This is a genomic window from Acidicapsa ligni (genome assembly GCF_025685655.1).
Taxonomy (GTDB): Bacteria; Acidobacteriota; Terriglobia; order Terriglobales; family Acidobacteriaceae; genus Acidicapsa; species Acidicapsa ligni.
In genome coordinates, this window is sequence record NZ_JAGSYG010000001.1 from 185,492 (window position 1) to 209,948 (window position 24,457).

The 24,457-nt window shown below is 58.6% G+C and carries 21 protein-coding genes; 9 read left to right on the forward strand and 12 right to left on the reverse strand.

The genetic code is table 11. The annotated features are described in order from the left end of the window. Nucleotides 1-63 precede the first annotated feature (63 nt). Complete coding sequence (locus tag OHL19_RS00730; RefSeq protein ID WP_263355662.1) at nucleotides 64-252, forward strand: hypothetical protein; 189 nt, start codon at nucleotides 64-66, stop codon at nucleotides 250-252. Here OHL19_RS00730 and OHL19_RS00735 read toward each other — a convergent pair. From OHL19_RS00735 to OHL19_RS00750, 4 genes are all read right to left on the reverse strand, one after another. Beyond that, nucleotides 249-893: a Jag family protein gene (locus tag OHL19_RS00735; protein WP_263355663.1), complete on the reverse strand. Its 645-nt coding sequence runs from the start codon at nucleotides 891-893 to the stop codon at nucleotides 249-251. The two genes, OHL19_RS00730 and OHL19_RS00735, sit on opposite strands and share 4 nt — an antisense overlap. Nucleotides 894-1,074: 181 nt before the next feature. Beyond that, on the reverse strand, nucleotides 1,075-1,623 hold the full coding sequence (locus tag OHL19_RS00740) for a DUF6580 family putative transport protein (RefSeq protein ID WP_263355664.1): 549 nt from the start codon (nucleotides 1,621-1,623) through the stop codon (nucleotides 1,075-1,077). A 150-nt stretch (nucleotides 1,624-1,773) separates the two neighbouring features. Continuing rightward, nucleotides 1,774-2,310, reverse strand: coding sequence for a Uma2 family endonuclease (locus OHL19_RS00745; RefSeq protein WP_263355665.1), 537 nt, complete (start codon nucleotides 2,308-2,310; stop codon nucleotides 1,774-1,776). A gap of 56 nt (nucleotides 2,311-2,366) precedes the next feature. Next, on the reverse strand, nucleotides 2,367-3,512 hold the full coding sequence (locus tag OHL19_RS00750) for a metal-dependent hydrolase (RefSeq protein ID WP_263355666.1): 1,146 nt from the start codon (nucleotides 3,510-3,512) through the stop codon (nucleotides 2,367-2,369). Between the two features lie 216 nt (nucleotides 3,513-3,728). Here OHL19_RS00750 and OHL19_RS00755 point away from each other — a divergent pair, with 216 nt between their 5' ends. Both OHL19_RS00755 and OHL19_RS00760 read left to right on the forward strand, forming a co-directional pair. After that, nucleotides 3,729-4,046, forward strand: coding sequence for a hypothetical protein (locus OHL19_RS00755; protein ID WP_263355667.1), 318 nt, complete (start codon nucleotides 3,729-3,731; stop codon nucleotides 4,044-4,046). Between the two features lie 44 nt (nucleotides 4,047-4,090). Then, nucleotides 4,091-5,224 (forward strand): glutathionylspermidine synthase family protein, encoded by a 1,134-nt coding sequence (locus OHL19_RS00760; RefSeq protein WP_263355668.1) that lies wholly within the window; start codon nucleotides 4,091-4,093, stop codon nucleotides 5,222-5,224. A gap of 40 nt (nucleotides 5,225-5,264) precedes the next feature. Here OHL19_RS00760 and rbsK read toward each other — a convergent pair whose 3' ends face one another. The 4 genes from rbsK to OHL19_RS00780 all read right to left on the reverse strand — a co-directional run bounded on the left by rbsK (nucleotide 5,265) and on the right by OHL19_RS00780 (nucleotide 9,720). Next, nucleotides 5,265-6,188: a ribokinase gene (gene rbsK / locus OHL19_RS00765; protein WP_263355669.1), complete on the reverse strand. Its 924-nt coding sequence runs from the start codon at nucleotides 6,186-6,188 to the stop codon at nucleotides 5,265-5,267. Nucleotides 6,189-6,242: 54 nt separating this feature from the next. Next, nucleotides 6,243-7,256, reverse strand: coding sequence for a GRP family sugar transporter (locus tag OHL19_RS00770; RefSeq protein ID WP_263355670.1), 1,014 nt, complete (start codon nucleotides 7,254-7,256; stop codon nucleotides 6,243-6,245). Nucleotides 7,257-7,453: 197 nt separating this feature from the next. Continuing rightward, nucleotides 7,454-8,689: a Gfo/Idh/MocA family protein gene (locus tag OHL19_RS00775; RefSeq protein WP_263355671.1), complete on the reverse strand. Its 1,236-nt coding sequence runs from the start codon at nucleotides 8,687-8,689 to the stop codon at nucleotides 7,454-7,456. A 35-nt stretch (nucleotides 8,690-8,724) separates the two neighbouring features. Beyond that, nucleotides 8,725-9,720: a sugar phosphate isomerase/epimerase family protein gene (locus OHL19_RS00780; RefSeq protein ID WP_263355672.1), complete on the reverse strand. Its 996-nt coding sequence runs from the start codon at nucleotides 9,718-9,720 to the stop codon at nucleotides 8,725-8,727. A 481-nt stretch (nucleotides 9,721-10,201) separates the two neighbouring features. Here OHL19_RS00780 and OHL19_RS00785 point away from each other — a divergent pair, with 481 nt between their 5' ends. Both OHL19_RS00785 and OHL19_RS00790 read left to right on the forward strand, forming a co-directional pair. After that, the gene (locus OHL19_RS00785; RefSeq protein WP_317890533.1) at nucleotides 10,202-11,041 is read left to right on the forward strand and encodes a sugar phosphate isomerase/epimerase family protein; all 840 of its coding nucleotides are present in this window, start codon (nucleotides 10,202-10,204) and stop codon (nucleotides 11,039-11,041) included. Nucleotides 11,042-11,118: 77 nt separating this feature from the next. After that, complete coding sequence (locus tag OHL19_RS00790; protein ID WP_263355674.1) at nucleotides 11,119-12,057, forward strand: hypothetical protein; 939 nt, start codon at nucleotides 11,119-11,121, stop codon at nucleotides 12,055-12,057. A 150-nt stretch (nucleotides 12,058-12,207) separates the two neighbouring features. Here OHL19_RS00790 and OHL19_RS00795 read toward each other — a convergent pair whose 3' ends face one another. Next, complete coding sequence (locus tag OHL19_RS00795) at nucleotides 12,208-13,146, reverse strand: alpha/beta hydrolase (RefSeq protein ID WP_263355675.1); 939 nt, start codon at nucleotides 13,144-13,146, stop codon at nucleotides 12,208-12,210. Nucleotides 13,147-13,523: 377 nt separating this feature from the next. On the opposite strand from OHL19_RS00795, the gene OHL19_RS00800 reads away from it, so the two are divergent. The 4 genes from OHL19_RS00800 (at nucleotide 13,524) to OHL19_RS00815 (ending at nucleotide 19,968) form a co-directional block, all read left to right on the forward strand. Continuing rightward, the gene (locus tag OHL19_RS00800) at nucleotides 13,524-14,774 is read left to right on the forward strand and encodes a nucleoside permease (protein WP_263355676.1); all 1,251 of its coding nucleotides are present in this window, start codon (nucleotides 13,524-13,526) and stop codon (nucleotides 14,772-14,774) included. A gap of 46 nt (nucleotides 14,775-14,820) precedes the next feature. Further along, the gene (locus OHL19_RS00805; RefSeq protein ID WP_263355677.1) at nucleotides 14,821-15,738 is read left to right on the forward strand and encodes a sugar phosphate isomerase/epimerase family protein; all 918 of its coding nucleotides are present in this window, start codon (nucleotides 14,821-14,823) and stop codon (nucleotides 15,736-15,738) included. A 34-nt stretch (nucleotides 15,739-15,772) separates the two neighbouring features. Then, complete coding sequence (locus tag OHL19_RS00810; protein ID WP_263355678.1) at nucleotides 15,773-17,113, forward strand: Gfo/Idh/MocA family protein; 1,341 nt, start codon at nucleotides 15,773-15,775, stop codon at nucleotides 17,111-17,113. Between the two features lie 359 nt (nucleotides 17,114-17,472). After that, on the forward strand, nucleotides 17,473-19,968 hold the full coding sequence (locus tag OHL19_RS00815) for an ABC transporter permease (RefSeq protein WP_263355679.1): 2,496 nt from the start codon (nucleotides 17,473-17,475) through the stop codon (nucleotides 19,966-19,968). A gap of 2 nt (nucleotides 19,969-19,970) precedes the next feature. On the opposite strand, the gene OHL19_RS00820 is transcribed toward OHL19_RS00815, so the two are convergent. The 3 genes from OHL19_RS00820 to OHL19_RS00830 form a co-directional block, all read right to left on the reverse strand. Next, nucleotides 19,971-21,107 carry a Gfo/Idh/MocA family protein gene (locus OHL19_RS00820; protein ID WP_263355680.1) on the reverse strand — a complete coding sequence of 379 codons (1,137 nt, stop codon included), beginning with the start codon at nucleotides 21,105-21,107 and terminating at the stop codon, nucleotides 19,971-19,973. A gap of 288 nt (nucleotides 21,108-21,395) precedes the next feature. Further along, nucleotides 21,396-23,183, reverse strand: coding sequence for a CRTAC1 family protein (locus OHL19_RS00825; RefSeq protein ID WP_263355681.1), 1,788 nt, complete (start codon nucleotides 23,181-23,183; stop codon nucleotides 21,396-21,398). Beyond that, entirely contained in the window at nucleotides 23,170-24,369 is a 1,200-nt protein-coding gene (locus OHL19_RS00830) for a tetratricopeptide repeat protein (RefSeq protein WP_263355682.1), read from the reverse strand. Before OHL19_RS00830 ends, OHL19_RS00825 begins: the two co-directional genes overlap by 14 nt. Nucleotides 24,370-24,457: the final 88 nt, after the last annotated feature.

Genomic DNA, 24,457 nt, shown 5'->3' on the forward strand with positions numbered 1-24,457 from the left:
CTGCGCTTTGCCTGGGTGGTTGCTTTGTTCGGGGGGTTGTTGAACAGCAGATTCCCTTTGGGAATGACAGACAGAACTGCAACTACAACTGCAAGGGCAACTTCAACTACAACTGCAAAAGCAAGGGCAACTGCAACGGCAAAAACTAGGGCAACTGCAACGGCAAAAACTAGGGCAACTGCAACGGCAAAAACTAGGGCAAAAGCAAAGGTGGGCTTTGCTTTTGCCTGGGTGGGGATGATTCTGGTTTAGTAGCGGTCGCGTCTGGGGCGGTCGTTGCTTCTGCCGCTTCGGCCTCGGTTGCTGCTTCTGTTGCGGTCGCCGCTGCGGTCGTTGTAGCCGGAACGGCTGGGCATTGCCGGGACTGGGGCGGGAAGGTCGGTGCGGCCCTTGGGGTAGACGACCAGATAGCGTTCCTGGCCTTCGCCGAGAGATTGGGTTTCTACGTCTTCGATGGATTTGAAGGCGAGGTGGAGCATGCGGCGTTCGCGGGAGTTGGTGGGCGGGAAGCTGTAGGGCTGGCCGGATTGGCGGACGCGTTCGGCGGCGGCTTCGGCGGAGGTTTGAATCTCCTGCTGGCGAAGAGCTTTGAAGTTGAGTGCGTCGAAGCTGACCAGATCGTGTTCACGGATGTCGAGGCGGAGGATCTGGATGGCGATGTGTTCGAGGGAGCGGAGGAGTTCGCCGCCGCGCTCGGTGAGCATGGGCGAATCGATGCCTACGAACTCGACGTTGAGGATCTCGACAGGGCCGAGGGCAGGATCTGCTTCCGGGTCTACCGGCGCGGGGCTGGCGCTGATGCGGTATTTCAGACGCAGGCCGCCTAAGCGGATGACCGAATTGAGGAAGTCGGCGACTTGTCGGGCGGCTTGCTGCAGGTTCTCGATGGGCATGGGTTGTCAGTATCTCAAATTTGGCTGGGGTTGTGCTGAGCTCGATTCAATTATCGACGTTCGCCGCAAAAGTGCCGAAGGGCCAGATGGTCCTTCGGCGGGGTTTCCGAATTATTTTAATGCCCGGGCTGGAGGCCGTGTCCATCTAAGACACTTTGTATGCAGAATCGGACCTGCGGGGCTACTTCAGAGACCTTGCGGGGAGTTCTTTGCCGTGCTGGAAGTTGCGGATGGCGATGGGAAGACCAAAGGCCAGGGCAACCACGATTGCGGTCGAGATGAGGTCGCGTTCGTAGAAAGGCAATCCTGCGGCGAAGCAGGCGATGAGGCCGCCGAAGTTTGCGGCGTACATGCCGCCGGGATTGTGGGCCACGAGCCAGACGGCGTAGTTCGAAACGAGAAAGAAGGATGTCGGCCCGAGGATGGCTGCTGCGACGGCGCGCAGGGTGGTGGTTTTCTGCGCCAGCAGGATGCGTCCGAGGACGATGGCGGCGGCGTACCAGCCCCAGGTCACGAGGTAGTCGCTGACGGCGAAGCTGTAGGAGTAGACGTGGGTGGTGAGGTAGTAGTCGGTCGCGGCGAGGGCGGCTACGGGCAGCAGCATCTCCCGCCAGGAGCGGCGTGCGCCGAAGTAGAGCAGCGAGCCACCGACGGCGGTGAATCCATAGAGGCCGGAGTGGGGTAGTACGCGACTCAGAAGTGCGGCCAGAAGCAGGAGATATGCGGGCATGACAACCTCAAATCGATAGGTTCCCGGAGAATTCAGCTTTGATTTGCCGGGTCGGGGGTAATTCTCATTCTGGAGATCATCGTCTCCAGGGTCAACTTTGATTTTTTCACAGAGTGAACAAATGTGCCGGGAATGCCGGGGAATAGACGGTCAGCCCTGAAGCAGTGAGGCTATTTGCGACAGCTCAAACTGGATTGCATGGTGGGCAAATCGAGTAGCGGGAACGAGGTGCCCATTTTCATACCGCTCGAATTTTTCCGTTCCGGGAACGGCATCGGGATCGACGACCCATATCTCGGGGATACCCATCTGAGCGTAGTCCGCCAGCTTGTGCTTGAGGCGATGAACGTTATCTTGTGGGCTCAGTACTTCAAAAACTGCGAGGGGCGGGCGGGTGATGACCTGCTCGACCGGAAGGGCGCGATCCAGAACAGTGACATCGGGAACACGAAATCTGGTTGGTGACACCTGAACACGCAGTTCCGCAAGCACACGGATATTCCACTCCTTTGCATGGCTGAGGAACCAGGCAGATATGGCAGCCTGCCAGTCTGCGTGACCGAATTCACCTGCGGGCCTCTCCTCGATTTCTCCATCTACATATTCCGCGTCTGGGTCGTACTCGGAGGAGCGAAGATAGACTTCGATCGGGATTTGTGTTCCGGTAGCCTGTGTTCCGGTAGACATGGAATCCTCCCAGAGCGCTTGATTTTACTCCAGGAGGATTGTGCCGATGCTTATTTCTACTCGCGGCCATTCATGTACTGGCCTACTTCTTCGCCGTTGAAGATGTAGACATAACCGCCGACGACGGGGTGGTCGAGACGCTGGTTTAGCTGCTGGCTGGAGCCGTTGGTCATCAATGTGTCCAGGTAGTTGTAGGCGAAGCGCAGGTCGGCGAACTGGACGTTGGTCCAGGGGCTGGCGTGGCTCGATGAAGTTGCGCCTGCGATGGCGGGTGGAATGGTTGGCGCGGGGATTCCAGGGGCTGGCTGCGGGCCGAGGTCGCGAACGACGGGCCACTGGGCCCAATCCATGTAGACCTGGCCGAGGCGGGTGCGGCGGGCGATCTGGACGGCGGGCGTGATGGGCGGCTTGAAGAGGGTGTCAGTGGTGGGATCGCTCTCGACTGAGCCGGTACGGGTATCGACTTCGGCGGTCTGCCAGGTGGTGGCGGTTTCTAGCAGGGCGTGCCAGCGGAAGGGGTTTACGGGGTAGGGTTCGAGGGCAATGCGGGTGACGGGGGTGGGAGTGATCTGGGAGGACTGGACGAGGTTGCGGGCGTGGGCCTGCTCCGCCCAGCGCCAGCACCAGAGGACGACCATGCCGGTGAGGGCGACGATGGCCAAGCTACGGCCACGGAATTGCGTTCTGCGTGCGCCTACTTCGCGGTCGGCGAGACCGAGCAGGGCGGGAAGAATGAGGGCGATCAGAAGCAATCCCCAGAGGATGGGCTCGGCGATGAAGACGAGATCGCCGGAGTACCAGCGATCGTTGAAGGGAAAGAACGGGCGGATGCCGTAGTTGTTGGTCCAGTCGAGGAGGAGATGGCTGAGGTCGGCAATGAAGGCGGAGAGCCAGACCCAGAGCCAGCGAATGGGTTGCGGCTCCATCACGCGACTCATGGAGGAACGGCGTGAGGTCCAGACTCGATCGAAGAGCCAGACGGCACCGGTGACGGCCAGGGCGATGAATGGCGCGGCCAGGAAGGTGTGCGTGATGCCGCGATGGTGCTGGAAGAAGGCGACCTGACCGGCGAAGTTCCAGACGACGTCTAGGTCGGGGGCATCGGCGGCGAGGACTGCGGCGAGGGTGGCGTAGGCAGTGCGGCGGTTAAGGCCGGCGCGGCCAATGCACGCGCCGGTGAGGATATGGGTGACTGGCTCCATGGTGGACTTATTCTAGAGCATTTCTCCTATTGCAATGTTCCAGCAGGAGGTTCGCGAAGCGTGGCTTTTCCTGATGAAAAGCCGCGCAATCAGCTGCTGCACAGAATATACCTATAGGGAAAATGCTCTCGCGGGTTGGTGTGGCGAGTGTTGATGCATCCCGCAGGAAATGCTTGCCTTTGAAGGTGGAGTCTGGCAGCATCGCTTACTAGACCAATGCGACGATCCCGAGAAGTTCCGCTTACGCTGCTGGCTGCGCTGGCTTTAACTACGATTGGCACCACGATTGGCTGCCATGACGAGCCGGAGGGTCCGCGCAGTTGCGTGGATAAAGAGAACCACCTTGTTCCTGCAGCGAATTGCGAGGCTCATGGTGGAAGCGGCGTGGTGATTCCCTTTCACTACGTCTATGGCGGTTCAAGTGGCGGCCACTATGGGGACATGGTGGTGGGCGCGAGCGAGACCGGGGTGAGCCGTGGCGGATTTGGCCATAGTGGTGAGGGTGGTGAGGGCGGCGAAGGCGGGGGCGAATAATGCGGCGGCATGTGCTGAGTCCGCGAGCCGATTGGCAGCGGAGCGTGGAACGCATTGGCCTGACGTACCATACGTGCGCGGATGGCAGCGCGTATTGGGATGAGTCGGCGTACTGGGAGTTTTCGGCTGCGGAGATTGACCGACTGGAGGCGGCTACGGCTGAAGTTCAGCGGATGGCGCTGGCGGCTGGGGATTTTATTCTCACGAACGACAGGTTAAAGCAGATGCAGATTCCAGAGGTGGCGTGGGCGAGGATTCGCGCAACCTGGGAGAGTGAACCGCCTGCCCTCTATGGCCGTCTCGATCTGGCTTACGACGGGCGGCAGATCAAGCTGCTGGAATACAACGCCGACACGCCGACGGCGCTGGTGGAAACGGCAGTGGCGCAGTGGTATTGGCTGGAGGATTGTTTTCCCAAGGCGGACCAGTTCAATTCTCTGCATGAGAAGTTGATTGCAAAGTGGAAGGATCTCAATCCTTACGTTTCGCAGCCGATGCATTTTGCGCATGACGGAAGTGAAGAAGACGCGATGACGGTGGCCTATCTGCGGGACACGGCGCAGCAGGCGGGGTTGCGAACGGAAGGCATGACGATGCATGAGATTGGCTGGGAGGATGCCGAGAATCGGTTTGTCGATTTGCAGGGATTGCCGATCAGGACGCTCTTCAAGCTGTATCCGTGGGAATGGATGTTGAAGGAAGATTTTGGCAGCCATGCGCTGGCGACGATGAATGCGACTTCGCAGTCGCCGGTGGCGGGCATGGTGCAGTGGATTGAGCCGATCTGGAAGATGCTTTGGTCGAACAAGGCGCTGCTGGCGATTCTTTGGGAGATGAATCCGAATCACGAGCTGCTGCTGCCTGCGTACCTCGATGGCCCGCGCAATATGCAGAACTATGTGCGCAAGCCGCTGTTTGGACGCGAGGGCGCTGGGATTACGGTGTTTCGCAACTGGATTGCGGATGAAGGCGCTGCAAATGAAGGGGCTGGGGGTGTGGCTTCCGATGCGGGAGGGTTTGTCTACCAGGGGCTGGCTTCGATGGCGCAGGCCGATGGAAAGACGGCTGTCTTTGGAAGCTGGCTGGTCGATGGCGAGCCGGCGGGGATGGGGATTCGCGAATCGGATGGATTGATTACGACGAATACGAGCCGCTTTGTGCCGCACTTGTTCCGTTAGTTGCCGTTTCGCTAGTTATCTTTCCGCAAGTATCGTTTCGCTAATTATCGCCGAGCAGTTTGTGGACTTCGTCCATCGTGGCCATCGATTCCTGTGCGCCGTGGCGGGTGACAGAGATGGCGGAGGCGGCGGAGGCGAACATCGCGGCCTCAAGCCGGGATTGGCCGAGCATCAGGGCTGCGGCGTAGGCTCCGTTGAAGGCGTCGCCTGCGCCGGTAGAGTCCACTGCTTTTACCGGGAAGGCCTTGATGGTGGCCTCATTGCCGCCTGCCTGCGCGAAGTAGGAGCCTTTGGAGCCGAGCTTCAGGATGACGCCTTTTGCGCCTTTCTTGAGGAGTTCTTCTGCTGCCGCGTCGGTGCCTCCGTTGGCGATTGGATGGCCGAGGTAGAAGGCGGCTTCGGTTTCGTTTGGCGTGAGCCATGTGACGAGCGGCAGTAAGGCGTCGGGCAGCTTGTGGGCGGGCGCGGGGTCCAGAATGAAAGGGACTTTTGCTTCGGCGCAGAGCTGGGCGAGGCGCAGGACTGTTTCGAGTGGAATCTCAAGTTGCGCGAGGACGATGCCCGCGTTGGCGATCTTGTCCTTGTGCTGATCGAGGAAGGCTGGCGTGACCTGGGTGTTGGCTCCGGGGGCGACGACGATGCTGTTTTCGCCTGCGGCGGAGACGGTGATGAGGGCTACTCCGGAAGAACCGGGAACGGTGCCGACGGCGGCGGTGTCGACTCCGGCGCGGGTGAGGCCGTCGCGGAGTTGCTTGCCCAGGTCATCGGAGCCGAGTTGCCCGATCATTTGAACGGAACAGCCGAGGCGGGCTGCGGCTACGGCCTGGTTGGCTCCTTTGCCTCCGGGATGCATCAGGAAGCCGGTACCGAGGATGGTTTCGCCGCCTGCCGGGATGTGATCAGCGGTGGCGACCAGGTCCATGTTGATGCTGCCTACAACTACGATGGGTTTCATGTCGGACATAAAAATCCTACGTTCGATGCTGGATCATTCGAGGCTCAATCATTCGAGGCTCGATCAGTATAGAGGTGCGAGGGCTACTAGGGTCAGTCCTGAAAGGAACAGAACGAACATCCAGAAGAGAAGTTGTTTGGCGCGGCGAGGGGCTGAGGCGAACTCTTTCCAGATGAAGACGCCCCAGGCCGCGGTGATCATGGTGGCTCCCTGACCGATGGAATAGGAGACGGCGGGGCCGACGACGCCGGTGCGGGAGGCTACGAAGTTGAGGGTGGCTCCGATGCACCAGATGATGCCGCCGATGATTCCCCAGAGATGCCATGAGGGGCGCGCCTGTATGTAGCCGCTCATGGCTGCGGGAACCTTGCCGTCGAGCGGCCTGCGCATGAGCAGGTAGTTCACGGGGATGGCGCAGATGGCTACTCCGATGACGAAGAAGAATGCTGTGGCGTAGGGGCCGGGTGCGCGTTCGCCGGGTGCCGTGGCGGACATGGCTTTTGATACGAAGGGATAGAAGGTGCCCATGAGCAGGCCCGCGACAAGGCTGAGGACGATGCCGCGCATGCTGGTGGCTTGACGGGTTGCTTCGCGGGCGCGGTAGGCCAGCGCGTCGCAGAGGATGGCGGCGGCTACGAGGGCTACTCCGCCGAAGAGCATGAGCGGGTTGCCTGCGGGCGCGAGCAAGTAGCTGCTGACTGCGCCTACGACTAAAGCAAGTCCAATGCCGATGGGGAAAGCCACGGCCAGGCCGGCGATGTCGATAGCGGCGACGAGTAACAGGTTGGCGATGTTGAAGAGAATGCCGCCGATGAGGGCGAAGTGAATGTGCCGGTGATCGGCGTAGTGCAGATCGGCGAGGAAGGAACGGCCGGATGCACCGGCTGATGTGCCGTGGCTACCGAGTGTGAGGCCGAGGAGCAACGCTCCGGCAAAGAGGCCGATGACGTAGTCCCAGTAGAAAAGCTGGAAACGATAGCCGGGCGCGAGCTTGAGCGTGTTGGCCCATGATCCCCAACAGAGCATGGTGCAGATCATGAAAAAGAGCGCTACGGCGTAGGTTTCCGGCTGATACATCGATCGTGCCTCACTTGCCTGGATGATCCACGGAGCTATTCGTACAAGAGTGTACCTGTTTGAAAAGATTTTTCCTTCGGGGGCTGAATCCGGGGTGCTGTTGCCGGGCTGACAGGTACGGGCTAAAGCCCGTACCTGTCAACTGAAGCTTCCTTCAAAATCGAATGCCAGTGCTCTTCAAACTGACCGGTTGCGGTTTAGTAGGGCTGCTTGAATTCGCGGGCTTCTTCCCAGGTGATGCGGCGTTTTTCGCGGTAGGCGAGGTTGGCCATGTGCGCGGCTACTGCGGAGCGATAGCCGGTCTCTACCGGGGCGTTGGTTTGCCTGTTGCGGCTGCGGATGCAGTCGATCCAGTTCTGCATGTGGCTGACGTCTTTGGATTGGCCTGTGAGTGGGCGGCCGCTGGGGTTATTGATCTTTTCCGGATAGAAGGTGATGCCGGATGTGGATTTGCCACTGATCATGTCGGTGGAGCCGCTGAGGTGCTCGATGGTGCCATCGCTGCCGAGGATGCGTTCGCCGAGGCCGAAGTGGCTGTTGCTGAAGGTGGATTGCCAGACTACGGTGAGGTCGGGGAATTCGAGTGTGACGGCGATGGTATCGGGAACCTGGCGACCGTCTTTTTCTGAGAAGACGCCGCCGCTCATGGTGGCCGCGAGTGGCTCCTTGAGATCGAGGACGGTCATGATCCAGGCGATCTGGTGGACCATGTTTTCGGTGATGTTACCGCCGGAGAACTCCCAGAAGAGACGCCAGTTGACGAAGCGATTGCCGTTGAATGCTTCCTTGGGACGGTCATTGAGAAAGAGATCCCAGCCGACGTGCTGCGGGTCGCAGTCGGGCGGGATTGGGCGCACCCATTGGCCGTGGCCGTGGGGGGAGTTGCGACTCATCCACGACTCGACGAGGGCGACTTTGCCGGGCAGGCCTTGCTTGACCCACCGCCGGGCGTCGGTGTGCTCGCCGCCACTCTCGTGCTGCAGGCCGATCTGGATGATCTGCTTCGATGTTTCAGCGGCCTTGCGGCAGGCGATGGCTTCTGCGATGTTCCAGGTCATGGTCTTTTCGCAGTAGAGGTCTTTGCCGGAGTCGAGGGTGTCGTGGAAGTACTTGGAGTGCAGGAACAGAGGGGTGGCTACGATGACGGCGTCTATGTCGTGACGGTCGAGGAGCCTGCGCGGATCGTCGTAGGTTTGCGCGCCGGATGCGATTGCCTTGGCCTGATCGCGGTTGCGCGAGTAGACGTCAGCGATGGCGACGAACTCGACACCGGGGACACCGATGACGGCGTGCATATCTTCCTGGCCGCGGCTGCCGGCACCGATGATGCCGACGCGCACGCGGTCGTTTGCGCCGAGAACTTTCGCGGGCGAAGTAAGAGATACGGCTGCTGCTCCGGTGGCGGCTGCTGCGAGAAAGTTTCGGCGGTTCATGCGGTCTCCTGTGACGAAGTTCAGTATCGGAAAGGTTATGAGAGGTTGCCTGATTTTTGGAGGGCGTCTTTCATGCCTGCCCAGCTAATGCGCGTGGAGGCTTCGGGTGATCCAGCGCCACCCCAGTGTGTTTCAAGGCTGACGGCCTGGCGATAGCCGCTCTGCTTGAGGGCGCGAAACTGGGCGACCCAGTCAGGGATGCCCTGACCGACTGCGGCCCATTCGAAGCCGTCGGGATGGGCGGGGGTTGGCTGGGCGACAGCGCACTTCACATGGCAATGGCCGATGCGATTCTTGGGAAGCAGGTTGAAGGCGGTGGGGAAGGCATCGAGTTCGCCACGAGCGACGGCGTTGCCTGGATCCCAGTTGAGCATGAGGTGCGGGGTGCGCACGGCGGCTAGAGTCTTTACGGATTCACGACCGGTTGCGGTGTTGCACTCGAACTCATTTTCGAGAACGAGCAGCAGGCCCTGCTTGCCGACGATGTTGGCTGCTTCTGCCAGCTTGGCGTTGATGGCTGCGCGATAGGGAGCCTGATCGTCGAGACGCCAGAAGTCAAAGCAGCGGATGCGCTCGGTCTTGAATTTGCGGGCGAGAGCGATGGTTTTTTCAAGCACCTCATCCTGCTGCTTGAAGCCGAAGCTGGCACCGAAGGAATCGTTTTTAGGGCTGAACTTGGATCGCGGTGCGCCAGGCCAATCGGTCTTGAAGAGCGGGCTGGCGATGTCGGTAACGCGCAGCTTGTACTTGTCGAGAATGGCGTTGGCCCTGGCGATTTCTTCGTCACTGAGGTCCATGATGTTCTTGGTCCAGAGAGAGCGCAGCTCGACCCACTGGAGGCCGAAATCGTTAGCGATGACGGAGCAGGCATGATCAAAATCCGGTGAAATTTCGTCGCTGATGACGGCGATGCGAAAGGGCGAATTTGCGACTGCGGCTTGTAGCATTGCGGGGGATAATCCGTAGGCGAGGACGGCCGCGCCCGTAGCTCCGGCGGCGTGCAGGAATCCGCGGCGTGAGACTGAAGACATGATTGCTCCTATATGGCTGAGACGGATGATGCGAAGTAATAGTCGATGGAGCTTGCTTGCGTAATTAGGCGACTCGTCGATCGAGAGATTGTGAGTCGAGCCATATTAGAGCATTGCTGTGCCTGCTGTGTAGTGGTGGTTTTTGGGGATGTGGGAAGGTTGGGGTAGAAGTGGATTTTCTTTTGGGGATGGCGGACAGGGCGGCGAGGACAACGGCAGAAGCAGATTCCCTTCGGGAATGACAGCCAGAAAGGCAAGGGCAACGGCAAAGGCAAGGGCAACAGCAAGGGCAACTGCAAGGGCAACTGCAACGGCAGAAGCAGATTCCCTTCGGGAATGAAAGCCAGAACGGCGACTGCAAGGGAAACTGCAAGGGCAAAGACGGAGGCTACGGTTGGGGAATCTTTTGGCTGCTGTACATCGGAAGAGGCAATGCTCTACTATCGCGGCCATGATCTCTGCTACTAGTCGACGGAGTTTTTTGCGTGCCGGGGTGGTTGTTACTGCGGCGGCGTGTGCGTTTTCTGCTGGTGAATCCGGTGCGGCGGCGGTGACCGAAAGCTCTGCTGCGGAGCCTCGCATTCGGCTTGGTGTGGCTAGCTATTCCTTTCATAAATTTGACCGTGCGCATGTGATTGAGTTTATGAAGCAGTTGAATGTGAAGTATCTCAATGCCAAGGATGCGAACGATCATCTGCCGATGAAGCCGCCTGAAGCTACGCTGGCGGCGGTGGATGCTTACAAGGCTGCGGGCATTGAACTGACTGGCGCGGGAGTGGTTTATTTTTCGAAGGATGAGGCGGATGTTCGCGAGAAATTTGAGTATTGCAAGCGGGCTGGGCTTTCGCTGATTGTGGGCAGTCCGGTACGCGAGGCGCTGCCGGTGGTGGAGCGATTTGTGAAGCAGTACGATATGCGGCTGGCGATTCACAATCATGGGCCGGAGGACAAGGAATGGCCATCGCCGCTCGACATCCTGAAGGAGATTGAGCCTATGGATAAGCGCATTGGATTGTGCATCGATGTGGGCCATACGGCGCGAACGGGGACGGATGTGGTGCAGGCTATTCACACGGCCGGGGCGCGGGTTTTTGACCTGCACATGAAGGATCTGGCCGACATGAAGGTGAAGGAGAGCCAGGTTGCTGTGGGTGATGGCAAGATGCCGGTGCGGGGGATTTTTGAGGCGCTGCATGCGATCGGATATAAGGGATTTGTCGATCTTGAATATGAGATTCATGATGACGATCCGCTGCCGGGCATGATGAAGAGCTTTGCTTATATGCGCGGGGTGCTGGCGGGGATGCGGTATAGCGATTAGGCGCTATGGCCATAGCGCGAGAAGTGAAGCGAACCGTTCCGGTGGAAGCGGCATCTTAATCAGGAACAGGATGTTCGGTGAAACTTAATTTCGATCAGGAAGAGAAAGAGGTCACAATGATTTCTGCTCCAGCTCATCTGCGAAATGGTTTGATTCTCGCGCTTGTGGCGTTGTCGTTGAGTGGTTGCAAATCGCAGCAGGATAAGGCAATCGAGCAGGCCAAGATAGAGGCCGCGAAGACGGGACAACCACAGCAGGTTGTGACGACTGACAAGAACGGCAACACGGTAACTACTACGGTGCAGCCTCCGGCGCAGGGTCAGAAAGATGAGGTGGTGACTACGACGGTCACGCCTAAGGCAGCGGCGGGAACACCGGCGGCTGCTCCGGCTGAGAGTGCGGCGGCGGGGGATGCGCAGTCGGCTGGGACCAGCCCTGCTCCGGCATCGGCAGCAGCTCCGGCTCCGGCTATGACACCAGCGCCTGTACCGGCGCCCAAACCTGAGATTCGTGTCTCGAAGGGGACGGCGTTGGCGATTCGGATCAATCAGCGCATCAGCGTGAAGACCAGCCAGAGTGGCGATCGATTTACGGGGCAGGTTGTTGAGCCGGTGACGGACGGTAGCGGCAACGTGGTTATTCCCAAGGGATCGCCGGTTCGCGGGGTGGTTGCTGTGTCGCATGAGCGGGGAAAATTCAAGGGTGCTTCAGAGCTTGAGTTGCGCCTGACATCACTGTCGTTGAATGGGACCAGCTATCCGTTGACGACGCATGACCTGGTGCGCAGCAAGAAGGGCAAGGGCAAGCGATCGACTGCTTTCATTGGCGGCGGTACTGGGCTGGGGCTGCTGTTGGGCGGTGTGGCCGGGGGCGGTAAGGGCGCTTTGATCGGCGGCCTGGCTGGCGCGGGCGCGGGAACTGCGGGCGCGGGGCTTACGGGGAATAAGGATTTGGTGATCCAGGCGGAGACGATTGTGCGATTCAAGCTGGCGGACGATCTGGTGATTCAGCCGTAACGTTTCTCTATTCTGCGGATAAAAAATCGATGCCAGCCACTGCGGCTGGCATCGATTTTTTTATAGACCGGAATGTCTGTGCGTATTTCTCTGCTCGCTTGGACTTGTGCCTGCTGGGGCTTTTGGCGAATTGCCGCAGGCCTGATTGGCTCAGGGTTTGGCCGGAGGCAGGATTTTGATGGTGTGCAGCCAGAGTTCTACGGATTTGGGCCATGTGGTGATGGGAAGCGCGGTGCGGCGCAGGCCGTAGCCGTGGCCACCTTCGGCGTAAATGTGCAGTTCGGATGGGACTTTTGCCTGTTTCAATTCTTCGAAATAGACGGTTGAGTTTTCGATGTGGACTGGGTCGTCCTCGGCTTGTACGAGGAATGTGGGTGGTGTATCGGCGGTGACGTGGATGTCGGGGTTGGGTTCGAAGTTCTTTTCGGCGATGGCCAGGTAGCCGGGATAGACGATCACGGCGAAGTCGGGACGGCAGCTTAGCTGATCCGCGGCGTCGATGGGGTCGTAGAGGCGCTTGTCGAAGTGGGTGCTGAGGGCGGCTGAGAGGTGACCTCCGGCGGAGAAGCCAAGGACGCCGATGCGCTTGGGGTCGATGTGCCATTCGGCGGCATGGCTGCGAACGATGCCCATTGTTCGCTGTGCATCCTGGAGCGCGGCTGGGGATTTGGGATAGGGGCCGGTGTTTGGAACGCGGTACTTGAGCAGGATGCAGGTGATGCCGGCGGAGTTGAGCCAGTCGCAGACTTCTGTGCCCTCAAGGTCGATGGCGAGTATCTGGTAGCCTCCGCCGGGGAAGACGACGACTGCTGCGCCGGTGTTGTTGCCTTTGGGCGAATAGACGGTGAGTGTGGGGGTGGCGACGTTGCCGAGGCGCACGAGCGGTCTGCCGGCGATGAGGTTGTCCTTTGCCGAGGTGGTGTCGACTTCCGGCCCTTTGGTGGTGTCGGGGCCTGGTGCGGTGGTGGGCCAGATGTTCATCGTGATGTGGCCGGGAGCTGGCTGCCATGCTGGCTTTTGGGCAAGGCCGGTCAGCGGGATGGAGGCGGCGAAAAGAACTACGGCTGGGGTGAGGAGGCTTTTGGGCATTTGATGGAACTCCGCTCGGAAGTGAGCACCGATGATTGCAGTCGTGGGTGGTGGGGCGCAAGCTGGCTTTGGGATGGTTGTTCTTTTTGGGGAGGGGGAAGCGGGTTCTTTTTGGGAATTATGGATAGAACGGCAAGGGCAAAGGCAACAGAAGAAGCAGATTCCCTGCGGGAATGACAGACAGAACTGCAAGGGCAACTACAAGGGCAAAAGCAACGACAACGGCAAGGGCAACGGCAAAAGCTAGGGCTACGGCAAAGTTCGGGACTGCGATGCTGTGTGGAAACTTGCCTGCTGTTGGGAGCTTACTGGAGGGGCGGTGCTTGTTGTATCTTTGCTTGCAGCCGCTTAAATAAAAGGTCTTGCCGGAGATAAAGATGCCGATTGCTTCAACGCTGATTAAAACTAGACTTAGCCTGATGATGTTCCTGGAGTATTTTATCTGGGGTGCGTGGTATGTGACGTTGGGAACGTTCACTGCAGAGGGTCTTCACTTTACGGGTACGCAGGTGGGGCTGGCGGCTGGTGCTACGGCGATTGGCGCGATGGTGTCGCCGTTCTTTGTGGGCCTGGTTGCGGACCGGTTGTTTGCTACGCAGCGGGTGCTGGCGGCGTTACATTGTTTTGGGGCGGCGGTGCTGTTTCTGGCTTCGCTGCAAGGGGATTTCGCGAGATTTTACTGGCTTGAGCTGTTGTATTGCCTGTGCTTTATGCCGACGCTGGCGTTGACCAATTCCCTTGCCTTTCGCCAGATGCGCGATCCGCAACTGGAGTTCGGCCCGATCCGCGTGCTGGGTACCGCGGGCTGGATTGTGGCCGGGCTGTTGATTGGAACGCTCAAGCTGGAGGCGACGGCGGTGCCGATGCAGCTGGCGGCGGGCGCTTCGCTGGTGATGGCTTTTTACTGCCTGAGTCTGCCGCACACGCCGCCTATCACGCGCGTGGGACGGGTGACGGTGCAGTCTATTTTTCCGATCGAGGCGGTGAAGCTGCTGGGCGATCGATCGATGGCGATTTTTGCGATCGCTTCGTTTTTGATCTGCATTCCGCTGCAGTTTTATTACGCGTTTACGAATCTCTATCTCAATGACATTCATGTGAGCAATGCGGCCTCCAAGATGACGGGTGGGCAGATTTCTGAGCTGACGTGCATGCTGCTGATCCCGTGGTTCTTTCGCAGGCTGGGCGTGAAGTACATGCTGGTGGCGGGGATGGTGGCATGGACGCTGCGCTATCTGTGCTTTGCTTATGGCAATGCGAGCTCGGGTATGTGGATGTTGTGGGCGGGCATTGTGCTGCACGGCATCTGCTATGACTTCTTTTTTGTGACGGGGCAGATCTACATCGATCGCAAGGCTTCGCTGGCGTTGCGTGCGGCAGCGCAGGGGTTGATGACTTTTCTCACCTACGGAGCGGGGATGTTTGTCGGTTCGTGGCTGTCGGGGCTGGTGGTGGAGCATTACTCCTCTACGGTCGCGGGTATTGTTACTTATCAATGGCGGGCTATCTGGCTCTTCCCTGCGGCGGCTTCTGCTATCGTCCTCATGTTGTTCCTGGCGACATTTTCAGATCGCGAACGCGGGCGGGGTGTGGGCGAATCGGAGTTCACTGCACAGACGACACCGTAACTGAAAAACAAAAGCAATCCAGTTCCCACGAGAAGGAGAATCTACTATGCGTGTGCTTTCGAGACGACGATTTCTGATTACAACAGGCGGCGCGGGCGCTGCGGCTGTTGCTGCTTCATTGCTGCCTCGCATGGCCGTGGCGAGCCCGATGGGACTGCCGATCGGCATTCAGCTTTACTCGGTCGGCAAGCCGCTGACGGAAGATACGGCGGGAACGCTGACGCAGGTGTACGCGATGGGCTATCGCGAAGTGGAAACGGCGGGATACGCGAAGAAGACTGCGAAGGAATTTCGCGCGCTGCTGGATGCGGCGGGCCTGGTGTGTCCGAGCGCGCATTTGCAGCTCTCCGGAGACGGGCTGGATGCACAGTTTGACGATGCACACGCGCTGGGAGCGCATTATGCGGTGAGCTCGTTGCTGTCCGTGAAGGATTCCGGGGATTCCAAGGCGGCTTCGACGGACCCGAAGGCAGCGGCGCTGGAGCGGTTCAAGAGGCTGGCTGCGCGGATGAATGAGCTTGGGAAAAAGGCCAATGCCGCGGGCTTGCAGTATGCGTATCACAACCACAATATCGAGTTTCAAAAGATGCCGGATGGTACGCCGGGCTACGATGTGTTGCTGAAGGAAACGGATCCGGAGCTGGTGAAGTTTGAAATCGATTGCGGATGGATGGTGATTGCAGGTGGCAGCCCGGTGGCCTATTTCAAGAAGTATCCGGGCCGCTTCCGCATGCTGCATATCAAGGACTTCAAGCCGGTTTCGAAGCCGGTTATTGGATTGGGTGGACCGGACCGTCCGCAGGGAGTCGATCTGGGCACGGGGTTTGTGGATTATGCGCCGATCTTCGCTGCGGGCAACGCTGCTGGAATTGAACATGCGTTTGTCGAGCAGGAAGCTCCCTATCCAGTGTCGGAGCTGGTGTCGGTGAAGAACGACGTCGCATTCATGCAGAAGTTCAATTAAGAAAATACACAACGGTTGACCGGGGAGGATGCAGATGTTGAATCGCAGAAATTTTCTGAGGGCGGCGAGCGTGGCTACGGCCGGTTCGCTGGCCGGAGTACGGCTAAACGCGCTAACCGGGGCTGAAGGCGGCAGAAAGATCGCGGCGAACGATCATATTCAACTGGCGTTGATTGGCGCCGGAATCCAGGGACAAGGCGATACGAAGGTCGCGCTGGAGGTGCCGGGCGTGAAGCTGGTGGCTGTGGCGGACTGCTACCAGGGCAGACTGGATCACAGCAAGGAGCTGTGGGGTAACGATGTTTTCACCACTCGCGATTACGCGGAGATACTGGCGCGCACGGATGTGGATGCGGTCATTGTTGCTACTCCCGATCACTGGCATATGAAGGCGGCGACGGATGCGATGAAGGCGGGCAAGGACGTCTATTGCGAGAAGCCGATGATTCATCTGTATTCCGATGGGCCGGAGATTATTGAGACGGCGCGTGCGACGGGGCGGATCATTCAGATCGGCAGCCAGCGTGTGAGTTCGAAGATTTATCTGAAGGCGAAGGAATTGCTGGCGGCGGGAGCCATCGGCGAATTGAACATGGTTTCGGCGCGCTGGGATCGCAATTCGGCGATGGGTGCGTGGGACTATACCGTTCCTCTGGATGCATCGACGGAGACCTGCGACTGGCCACGCTTTCTGGGAACGGCTCCGGCGATTCCTTTCAACCCGGAACACTTCTTTCAATGGCGCAAGTGGAAGGCTTATGGAAGTGGTGTGGCGGGCGATTTGTTTGTGCATCTTTTCAGCGGCACGCACTTCATTACCGGCTCGAAAGGCCCAACGCGCGCGATGGCGACTGGTGGATTGCGCTTCTGGAAAGATGGCCGGGATGCTCCGGATGTGATGCTGGCGTTGTTCGATTATCCGGAGGGATTCAACCTGAGTTTGCGGGTGAACTTTGTGAATGGCGGCGAGGACAACGAGGGCTTCCTGTTCACGGGTTCGGAGGGCACGATGGAGATCGCCGGCAACTCGGTGATCGTGAGCCGGCAGCCGCGTGAGAAGGGTCCGGGACTATCGATTGGGACTTACGCGGATGCGATGCAGGGTCGGTTGATCGAGGAGTATCACAAGAAATATCCGATACCGCATCCGATGTCTCTGCCTCCGCTGGGCGAGGACAAGTATGTGGCTGAGCCGGGATACAGCGATCATTACGATCACTTCTACAACTTCTTCAGCTCGGTGCGTTCGCGCAAGCCGGTGGTGGAGGATGCTGTCTTCGGTTTCCGGGCGGCGGGCGCTGCGCTGCTGAGCAACCTGAGCTATGAGAAAGACTCCATCATTCATTGGGATCCGGAAGCGATGAAGATCGTTTAGGAGAATTGAGAAGATGGAAGCAAAGAGGTGTCCGATTATGGGCACCTCTTTTCGCATGTGAACATTTTTTGCCCGGGCGCGTATCTCGAAGTGTTTGAAATAACTGGGGTGGGGAACGGTGCTGGAATTGCTACCTGGTTACTTAGTGGTTTGTGGCAGTTGTCATTCTGTGGGACGGGAGAAGCAGATTCCCTGCGGGAATGACAGCAAGAAAAGCAACGGCAACAGCAAAGGCTGACAGCGGATTCCCTGCGGGAATGGCAGACAGAAAAGCAAGAACATGACAGAGCGAATGACGAGAACGTGACAGGCGGACACGCTGCCTGTTACTTACTGCGGTGAATTTTTGGGAGGGCAGGATGCTGGATACGATTCAGGACGCGATGCGGGATTTGCGGTTTGCGATTCGGCAGCTACGGCGGTCGGGTGCTTTTACGCTGACGGTGATTCTGACGCTGGCTCTGGGCATTGGGTTGAATGCGGCCATCTTCACGATGGTGGACTGCGTGCTGCTGCGCCCCCTTGGATATCACGACGCTGATCGCATCTACGGCATCAATACTCGTTTTACCGACGAGGGAAGGGCGATTCCTCGTGTGGGCGGGGCAGATTTTACAGATCTGGCGAGCAGGATCACCTCGCTGGAGTCTGCAGCTTATTACCAGTCTTATCCGGATGGCCTGCAGGCGGGCTCGCGCACTTTGTACACGGATATTGGGCATGTCAGTCCGCTATTTGGAGAGGTGATGGGCGTGGAGCCGCTGGCTGGCCGACTCTTTCAGAGCGATCGCAATGCGGTTGTTACCGCGCCACAAGAAGCAATGGTGGGCAGTGCGTTTGCGCGACAAAATTTCGGCAGCGCGGCACAGGCTCTCGGGCAGACCCTGAAATATGGCGGCAAGCTGCGCGTCATCGTCGGGGTGATGCCGGATGGATTCTCATTTCCCGGCAAGTCGCAGGTATGGATCGAATTGCCATCGGTTCCGGAATGGCCGAGCAGAAGCTCATATAACCAGCAGGTGGTTGCCAAGGTGAAGCCCGGGGTATCGGCGGAGCAATTGAATGCGGAGATGGCAACGCTCTCCCGGCAACTGAGTTCGGCTTATCCCGACGACAAGCTGAAGGCGCTTGAGGCGGTGCCGTTGCAGGAGCAGATTGTCGGCAAGATTCGCCCGACGCTGCGGCTGCTGATGGGTTCGGTGATTGTGGTGCTGCTGATTGTGTGCGCCAACATTACGCATCTGCAACTGGTGCGGGGGACGCTGTTGCGGCGCGAGGTGACGATTCGGGCGGCGCTGGGAGCAACGCGGAGTGCGCTGGCTCGCCGGGCGGCGTTAGAGGTGCTGCTGCTGGCGGTTGGCGGATGCGCGGTTGGAGTGCTGATCGCACTGCCTGCGTTGAAGCTGCTGGTGCGGCTGGCGCCGACGGAGATTCCGCGGCTGGCAGATGTGCGGCTGAACTTGGACGTAATTGGATTTTCGTTCCTGATCAGTCTGCTGACGATGGGTTTGACGGCTCTGCTGCCGCTGTGGCGTTCGTGGCGGATCGATCCTGCATCGGCGATGAGGCAGGACTCGGGGCGCGGGATGGAGACGCGCGGCTCAGGACGATTGCGCCAGGGGTTGATCGTTGGCGAAGTTGCTTTGACGCTGATGTTGAGCGTGGCGGCTTTGCTGCTGGTGCGGCAGCTTATCGCGGAGTCGCAGCAGTACCTGGGATTTGTGCCGGAGAAGCTGGTGGTGCTGGATACGCATGCCACCAGTGCAGCGGCGGAGATGATGGCCAATCACACGGGAGATGCGCCGTCTACCCCCGAGATGCTGGCTGCGTACAAGCAGGCCCAGGCAGCCGATGTGGAGGCGCTGCGCTCGCTGTTGGAGGGGATTCGCAGCGTGCCGGGGGTGGCGAGTGCGACGGCTGTGTCGGGTGCTCCGATGACGGACGGCGGCTCCAATGGGAACTACGCCATTCGCGGGGTGAATGAATTCAAAGCTCCGTATACGGGTATGCCGCATGCGAACTTTACCGCTGTGACTGCGGGTTATTTTGAGACGATGAGCATTCCGGTGTTGAAGGGACGCGGGATTACGGATGCGGATCGATCGGGTTCAGAGCAGGTGATACTTATCAGCGAATCCCTGGCGAGACAAAGGTTTGCGGGAGTGGACCCGATCGGGAAACAAATCATGTTTGGATGGGACGACGTTAACGGCTGGTCTACGATTGTCGGGGTCGTGGGGGATGTGCGGCAGGATTCGCCTGCTTCGGTTCCTTATCCAACCGTGTACGTATCCGTGGCGCAACACCCTATAATCGCGCCCGATATGCAGATTATGGTGCGGACCCATGCCGATGCAGGGGCGATGGCGGCTACGCTGGACAAGTACGTGAAGCGTCAGTTCCCTACGGTTGCTGTGCAGACGACGAGGATGCGGGAGAATGTAGGCGAGTCGGAGCGGGCGCAGCACTTCAGAACGCTGCTCTTTGGCAGCTTTGCCGGAGTGAGCATTTTACTGGCGATGATTGGGATGTATGGCGTGACGGCGTATACGGTGGCGCAGCGGCGGTTTGAGTTTGCGCTGCGCTTTGCGCTGGGTGCGCAACGCGGGCAAGTGCTCGCATCTGTGCTGCAGAGAGCGCTGAGCGTGGCGGGGGTTGGAGTGGTCAGTGGAGTGGTGTTGAGCCTGGCGTTGATGCGGGCGATCGGCACTCTCTTTGGACAGATGCCTGCATTCGATGCGATGTCGTATGGGATTGCTGCGGCGGGTGTGTTGCTGATTGCGTTATCGGCTACGTTGCTGCCCGCTTACCGGGCAGCAACGGTTGAGCCGATGCAGGTGCTGCGGAACGAGTAGAGTTACTGTTTGGGCAGTGGCTTGAGTTCGATGGTGCGGCCAGACTTTACCGATTCGCGGGCTGCGGTGAGAATCTGCATCACGACCATGTTGGTATCGAGCGAATTCAGATCGCCCTGCGGGTGAATCTGTCCGCGAAAGACTGCGACCAGGTAATCGAGTGAGCTTTGTTCGTTTTCTGTGAGCGGCGGCGCCTTGATGCTGGACTCGGCTTTCTCTCCGGCGTAGCGCACGCGGAGATCGTCTGCGGCAACGGTGATGGCGTAGCCGGTGGCGCCGTAGACTTCCATGTCCTTGCGGGCGAAGGGCCAGTTCCATGAGGGTTGCAGGACGAGCTGCGCCTTGGGATAGCGAACGATGATGGTGGCGTCGTCATCGACCTTGGGATAGATGTCGGGCTTGTCGGTGAGGGCGACGGCGGTCACGCTGATCGGGGTTTCGCCGTGCATCATCCAGGTCATGAGATCGGCGCCGTAGCAGCCGAAATCGAACATTGCGCCTGCGCCGTTCTTTGCCGGATCGGTGAGCCACTTCAAGAATTCAGGACCGACGTGAATCTCTTTTGGTCCCTCGTGACCGTCGTGGACGACTACGCGGCGGATGGCTCCGAGTTTGCCTGCTTCGACCTGGCGATAGGCTTCGGTGTTGCTGGGGTACCAGGTGGTCTCGTAGTTCACGAGAACGGGGACATGATGCTGTTCGGAGACGCGGCGGATGGCGATGGCGTCGGCCATAGTGGTGGCGAGTGGTTTCTCAACCATGGACATGATGCCGTGGCGGGCTGCGATCTCAATCACCTTGCGATGATCGGAGATGGCGGTGTAGACGAGCACTGCGTCCGGATGGAGCTGGGTGAGCATCTGGTCTGTATCGGTGAAGAAGATCTTCTTATCGAGATGGAACTGCCGGGCGTAGCGCTCTGCGAGCGCGGTATTGGCCTCTGAGATGCCGACGAGCTCGACGTTTTTCTGGTCAGGAATGCTGGAGAGCAAGCCTCCGGCGTGGCCATGCTCAAGCCCGACGATCACGACGCGAACAGGCGCGTTGGATGGGTTCTGCGCCGAGGCGGTTTTGGGCGCGAGTACGATACCGGGAATAGCTAGCACGAGAAGCATTGCTGCCGACAATCGAAGATTCATGAAGTGATCCTTTGCAAAAGCGCGATGAGAGCTTACGGATGGAAACATAGGGGTACCGGGTTCGATTGTCTATCCGGAGCCTGGATGGACGACGATCTCCGCGGTATGGCTGCGAGGTTAGTGTTCAGACGGCCAGTCCTGAATGCGACAGGCCACCGGTCTCTTTAGCTTATGCCAGAGGTTGAGGGTCAATCTACTTCTTTAGAGACGCTTCTGGATGGCGGAAGAGTTTCCTTGCCGATTTGGGCTGCGGATTGGGCTGTGCGTCTGCACCTGAGAATCTGATTTTTATGGGCGCTTGATGAGCTTTGGGCGGTTCTGTTCCGCGGGGACAATTCCCTTGCCCTGGAGTACGTAGTAATGATGATCGCAGGCTAGATTCGCGAGGGTTTCTGTCGTTCCGTCGGACCAGAGTATCTCTACCTTGTCGGCATGATCGGCGGCTCCGAGGCCGAAGTGAAGCCTGAGATCGTTCTGTGAAAGATAGCTGCCGCCGCTGAGAATTTCTCCGGTCTGCACCATGCCTGCGGCAGTCACTCGTACACGCGCGTTCAAGGCGAGACGATTTTTTTGCGTGCCTGCGAGTTCGAAACTGATCCAGTGGTTGGATGTGCCTTTGGGCTTGAGGACGATGCCATTGCCCTGCAGATTTTCAATCACCAGGTCTATAACCCCGTCATTGAAAAGATCGCCCATCGCTACACCACGGCTTACCGATGGCGTCTGGAGCGCGGGGCCAGCCTGCTTACTTATGTCGGCGAATTTTCCATTGTGTTGATTGAGGAAAAGCAACTTCGGCTCGCGGTATCGAGTGCCTACATCGGAGGTGTCTACTTGCGGATAGACGTGCCCGTTGACCATGAAGAAGTCGGACCATCCGTCGTTATCGAAGTCGAAGAATACGTCTCCCCATCCGACATAGGATGAGGTGCTGTGAGCGATTCCGGCTTCGTAGGAGACGTCGGTGAAATTCATGGCTCCGTCGTTCCGAAAGAGTGCTGCGTACTCATCGCTGAAGTGTGTGACGGCGATTGAGAAGCGCCCGGTGTGTTCATAATCTCCAAGCGCAACGCCCATGTTGGCCTGCTCCTGGCCATCCTGACTGACGGCTACGCCTGCCTGATAGGCGACATCGGTGAAGTGTCCGTTGCCATCGTTTCGGTAGAGATAGTTCGGTTCGCTGTCGTTGGCTACGAAGAGGTCGAGACGGCCATCCTGATTGAAGTCAGACCATACGGCGGTTAGTCCGAAGAAGCGTTTGTCATCGTCTACGCCTGCCTGCTTCGATACGTCGGTGAAGGTGCCGTCGTGGTTGTTGCGATAGAGATTATCGGGCGAGCCTTTGAGCCCGCGGGGGCCGCATTGCACTTCAATTTCGTGATATTTGCAGGTCTTGCTCGATCCAAATTTTGGCAGGTCACCCAGGTTGAGATCCACGTAGTGCGAGACAAACAAATCAGACCAGCCATCTCCGTCGTAGTCGCCGAAAACTGCGCCGGTGGCCCATGCTTTATCGCTGCCGAGGCCAGCGGCTTTGGTTACATCGGTGAATGTGCCGTCGCCGTTGTTTTTATAGAGAACGACGCCGCCAAAGCAGGTTACGAGCAGGTCTGGCCAGGCGTCGTTGTTGTAGTCTCCGACGGATGCACCCATGCCCCAGCAGGGATAACCGACGCCTGCTTTGTCTGTAACATCAGTAAACGTTCCGTCGTGATTGTTGTGGTACAAAACGCTCCTGGCCTTTTTGCCTGCCAGGGCCATGTCGACGCTCTGCGCGTTTGTGAAATAGAGATCGGGCCAGCCGTCCTGATCATAGTCAAGGATGGCCACACCGCCGCCCATGGACTCGACGATGTAACGCTGGTCCGGCGAGGAGAGATGATCGAAGTTGATTCCTGTCGAGGCGGTAATATCGACAAGCTCGGGCAGATTCTTGGGCTGCGCGGGAGCCTGTTGAGAGCCGGCTCCGGCAGTCTGCGCGGAAGACGCTGCCGTTAAAAACAATATGCCCGCAAGAGCAATATAGAGTGCGCGGAAGACTGGATGCCTGCGAAGAACCGGTTTACTTTGGCTCATCTGCATCCACGTTTTGATCTTTACCGGGCTGCAAACGCATCTGCTTATAAAGATCACCCAGGCGCTCTTTCATCTCTTTATATTTTTTGTATTCGACGATTTGTTGTTTGGCGTCTTCGGTGCGGCCTGCCTGGCGATACAGCGTGCTTAAGCGGAAATGCGCCATGGAGTTGGTTGGATCCTGCTGGATGACCTGTTCGAGAAGAGGCACTCCCTTTTGCGGCTGATCCAGTGAGGCGTAGGCTTTGGCTAATCCGATGGCGGCATCGGGATCGAGAGGCTGCAACTGATAGGCATGCTCGTAGTGTTTGAATGACTCCTCGATGTCGCCGCGAAGAGAGGCGATGTCGCCAAGCCGACACTCGGTTTTTTCGTCTGAACTGTTGACGACAAGTGCGGCGCGGTACTCGCGCTCTGCTTCATCTTTGTTGGCTACCTGGCCGGTGGCGTTCAGGACCTCAGCCAGTTCAAAGTGAAGGCCGGGCAGTGCTGGATTGATTTTGAGCGCTTCGCGATATTGCGCGATGGCTCCAACTTTGTCTCCCTGCCTCTCAAGCTCATGCGCCATGACCTGATGCATCTGCGCGGAGTGAGGGTCGGTCAGGGATATGCTCAGCATCGCATCGCCGGCGAGGTCGGAGTAGATGCGATAGGCGGCGTAGAGAATGGTCAAGTTGGTCGGATCGTGTTCGCGTAGAACGGCAATGATGGCGCTGGCTTTTGCGAGATCGCCGGTGCTGGAGTATAGCTCGACCATCTCCAGTCCGGTCTGGACGCGCATCTTTTCCTCGGTGAGCTGAGGGAAGGAAGATTCAAGATCGGTGCGTGCGTTGGCCAGGTCGCCTTCACGCTTTTCGCAGATGCCGAGGAGCGCCTGCATCCTCCACAGATCCGGCTGCAGTTTGATCGCGGCGCGGAGTTGGGGAGCCGCGTTTGCGTAGTCCCCTTTGAAGAAGAGGAGCACACCCAGATTGGCGCGGGTATTTACGTCGTTCGGATCGAGGGCAGCTAGTGCCTGCAGCTCGGGTATCGCCAGCTCTGGCTTTTTCTCGCGGAGGTACTCCTGCAGCTTTTGCGAATGTTGCTGGATCTGTTGCTGCGTGTTTCCGGTTGCCTGCGGGAAGCAGGCGGTTGACGCGAGAGAGATACCGATTGCGATACATGCTGTAATTTGCTTCAAACTCATGACACCCAAATCATATATAGAAACTTTGTTGTGGCGATTTGTCTTCCGTTTTCCAAAAAGAAGAGAGACGGCAGATTCGCCGTCTCTC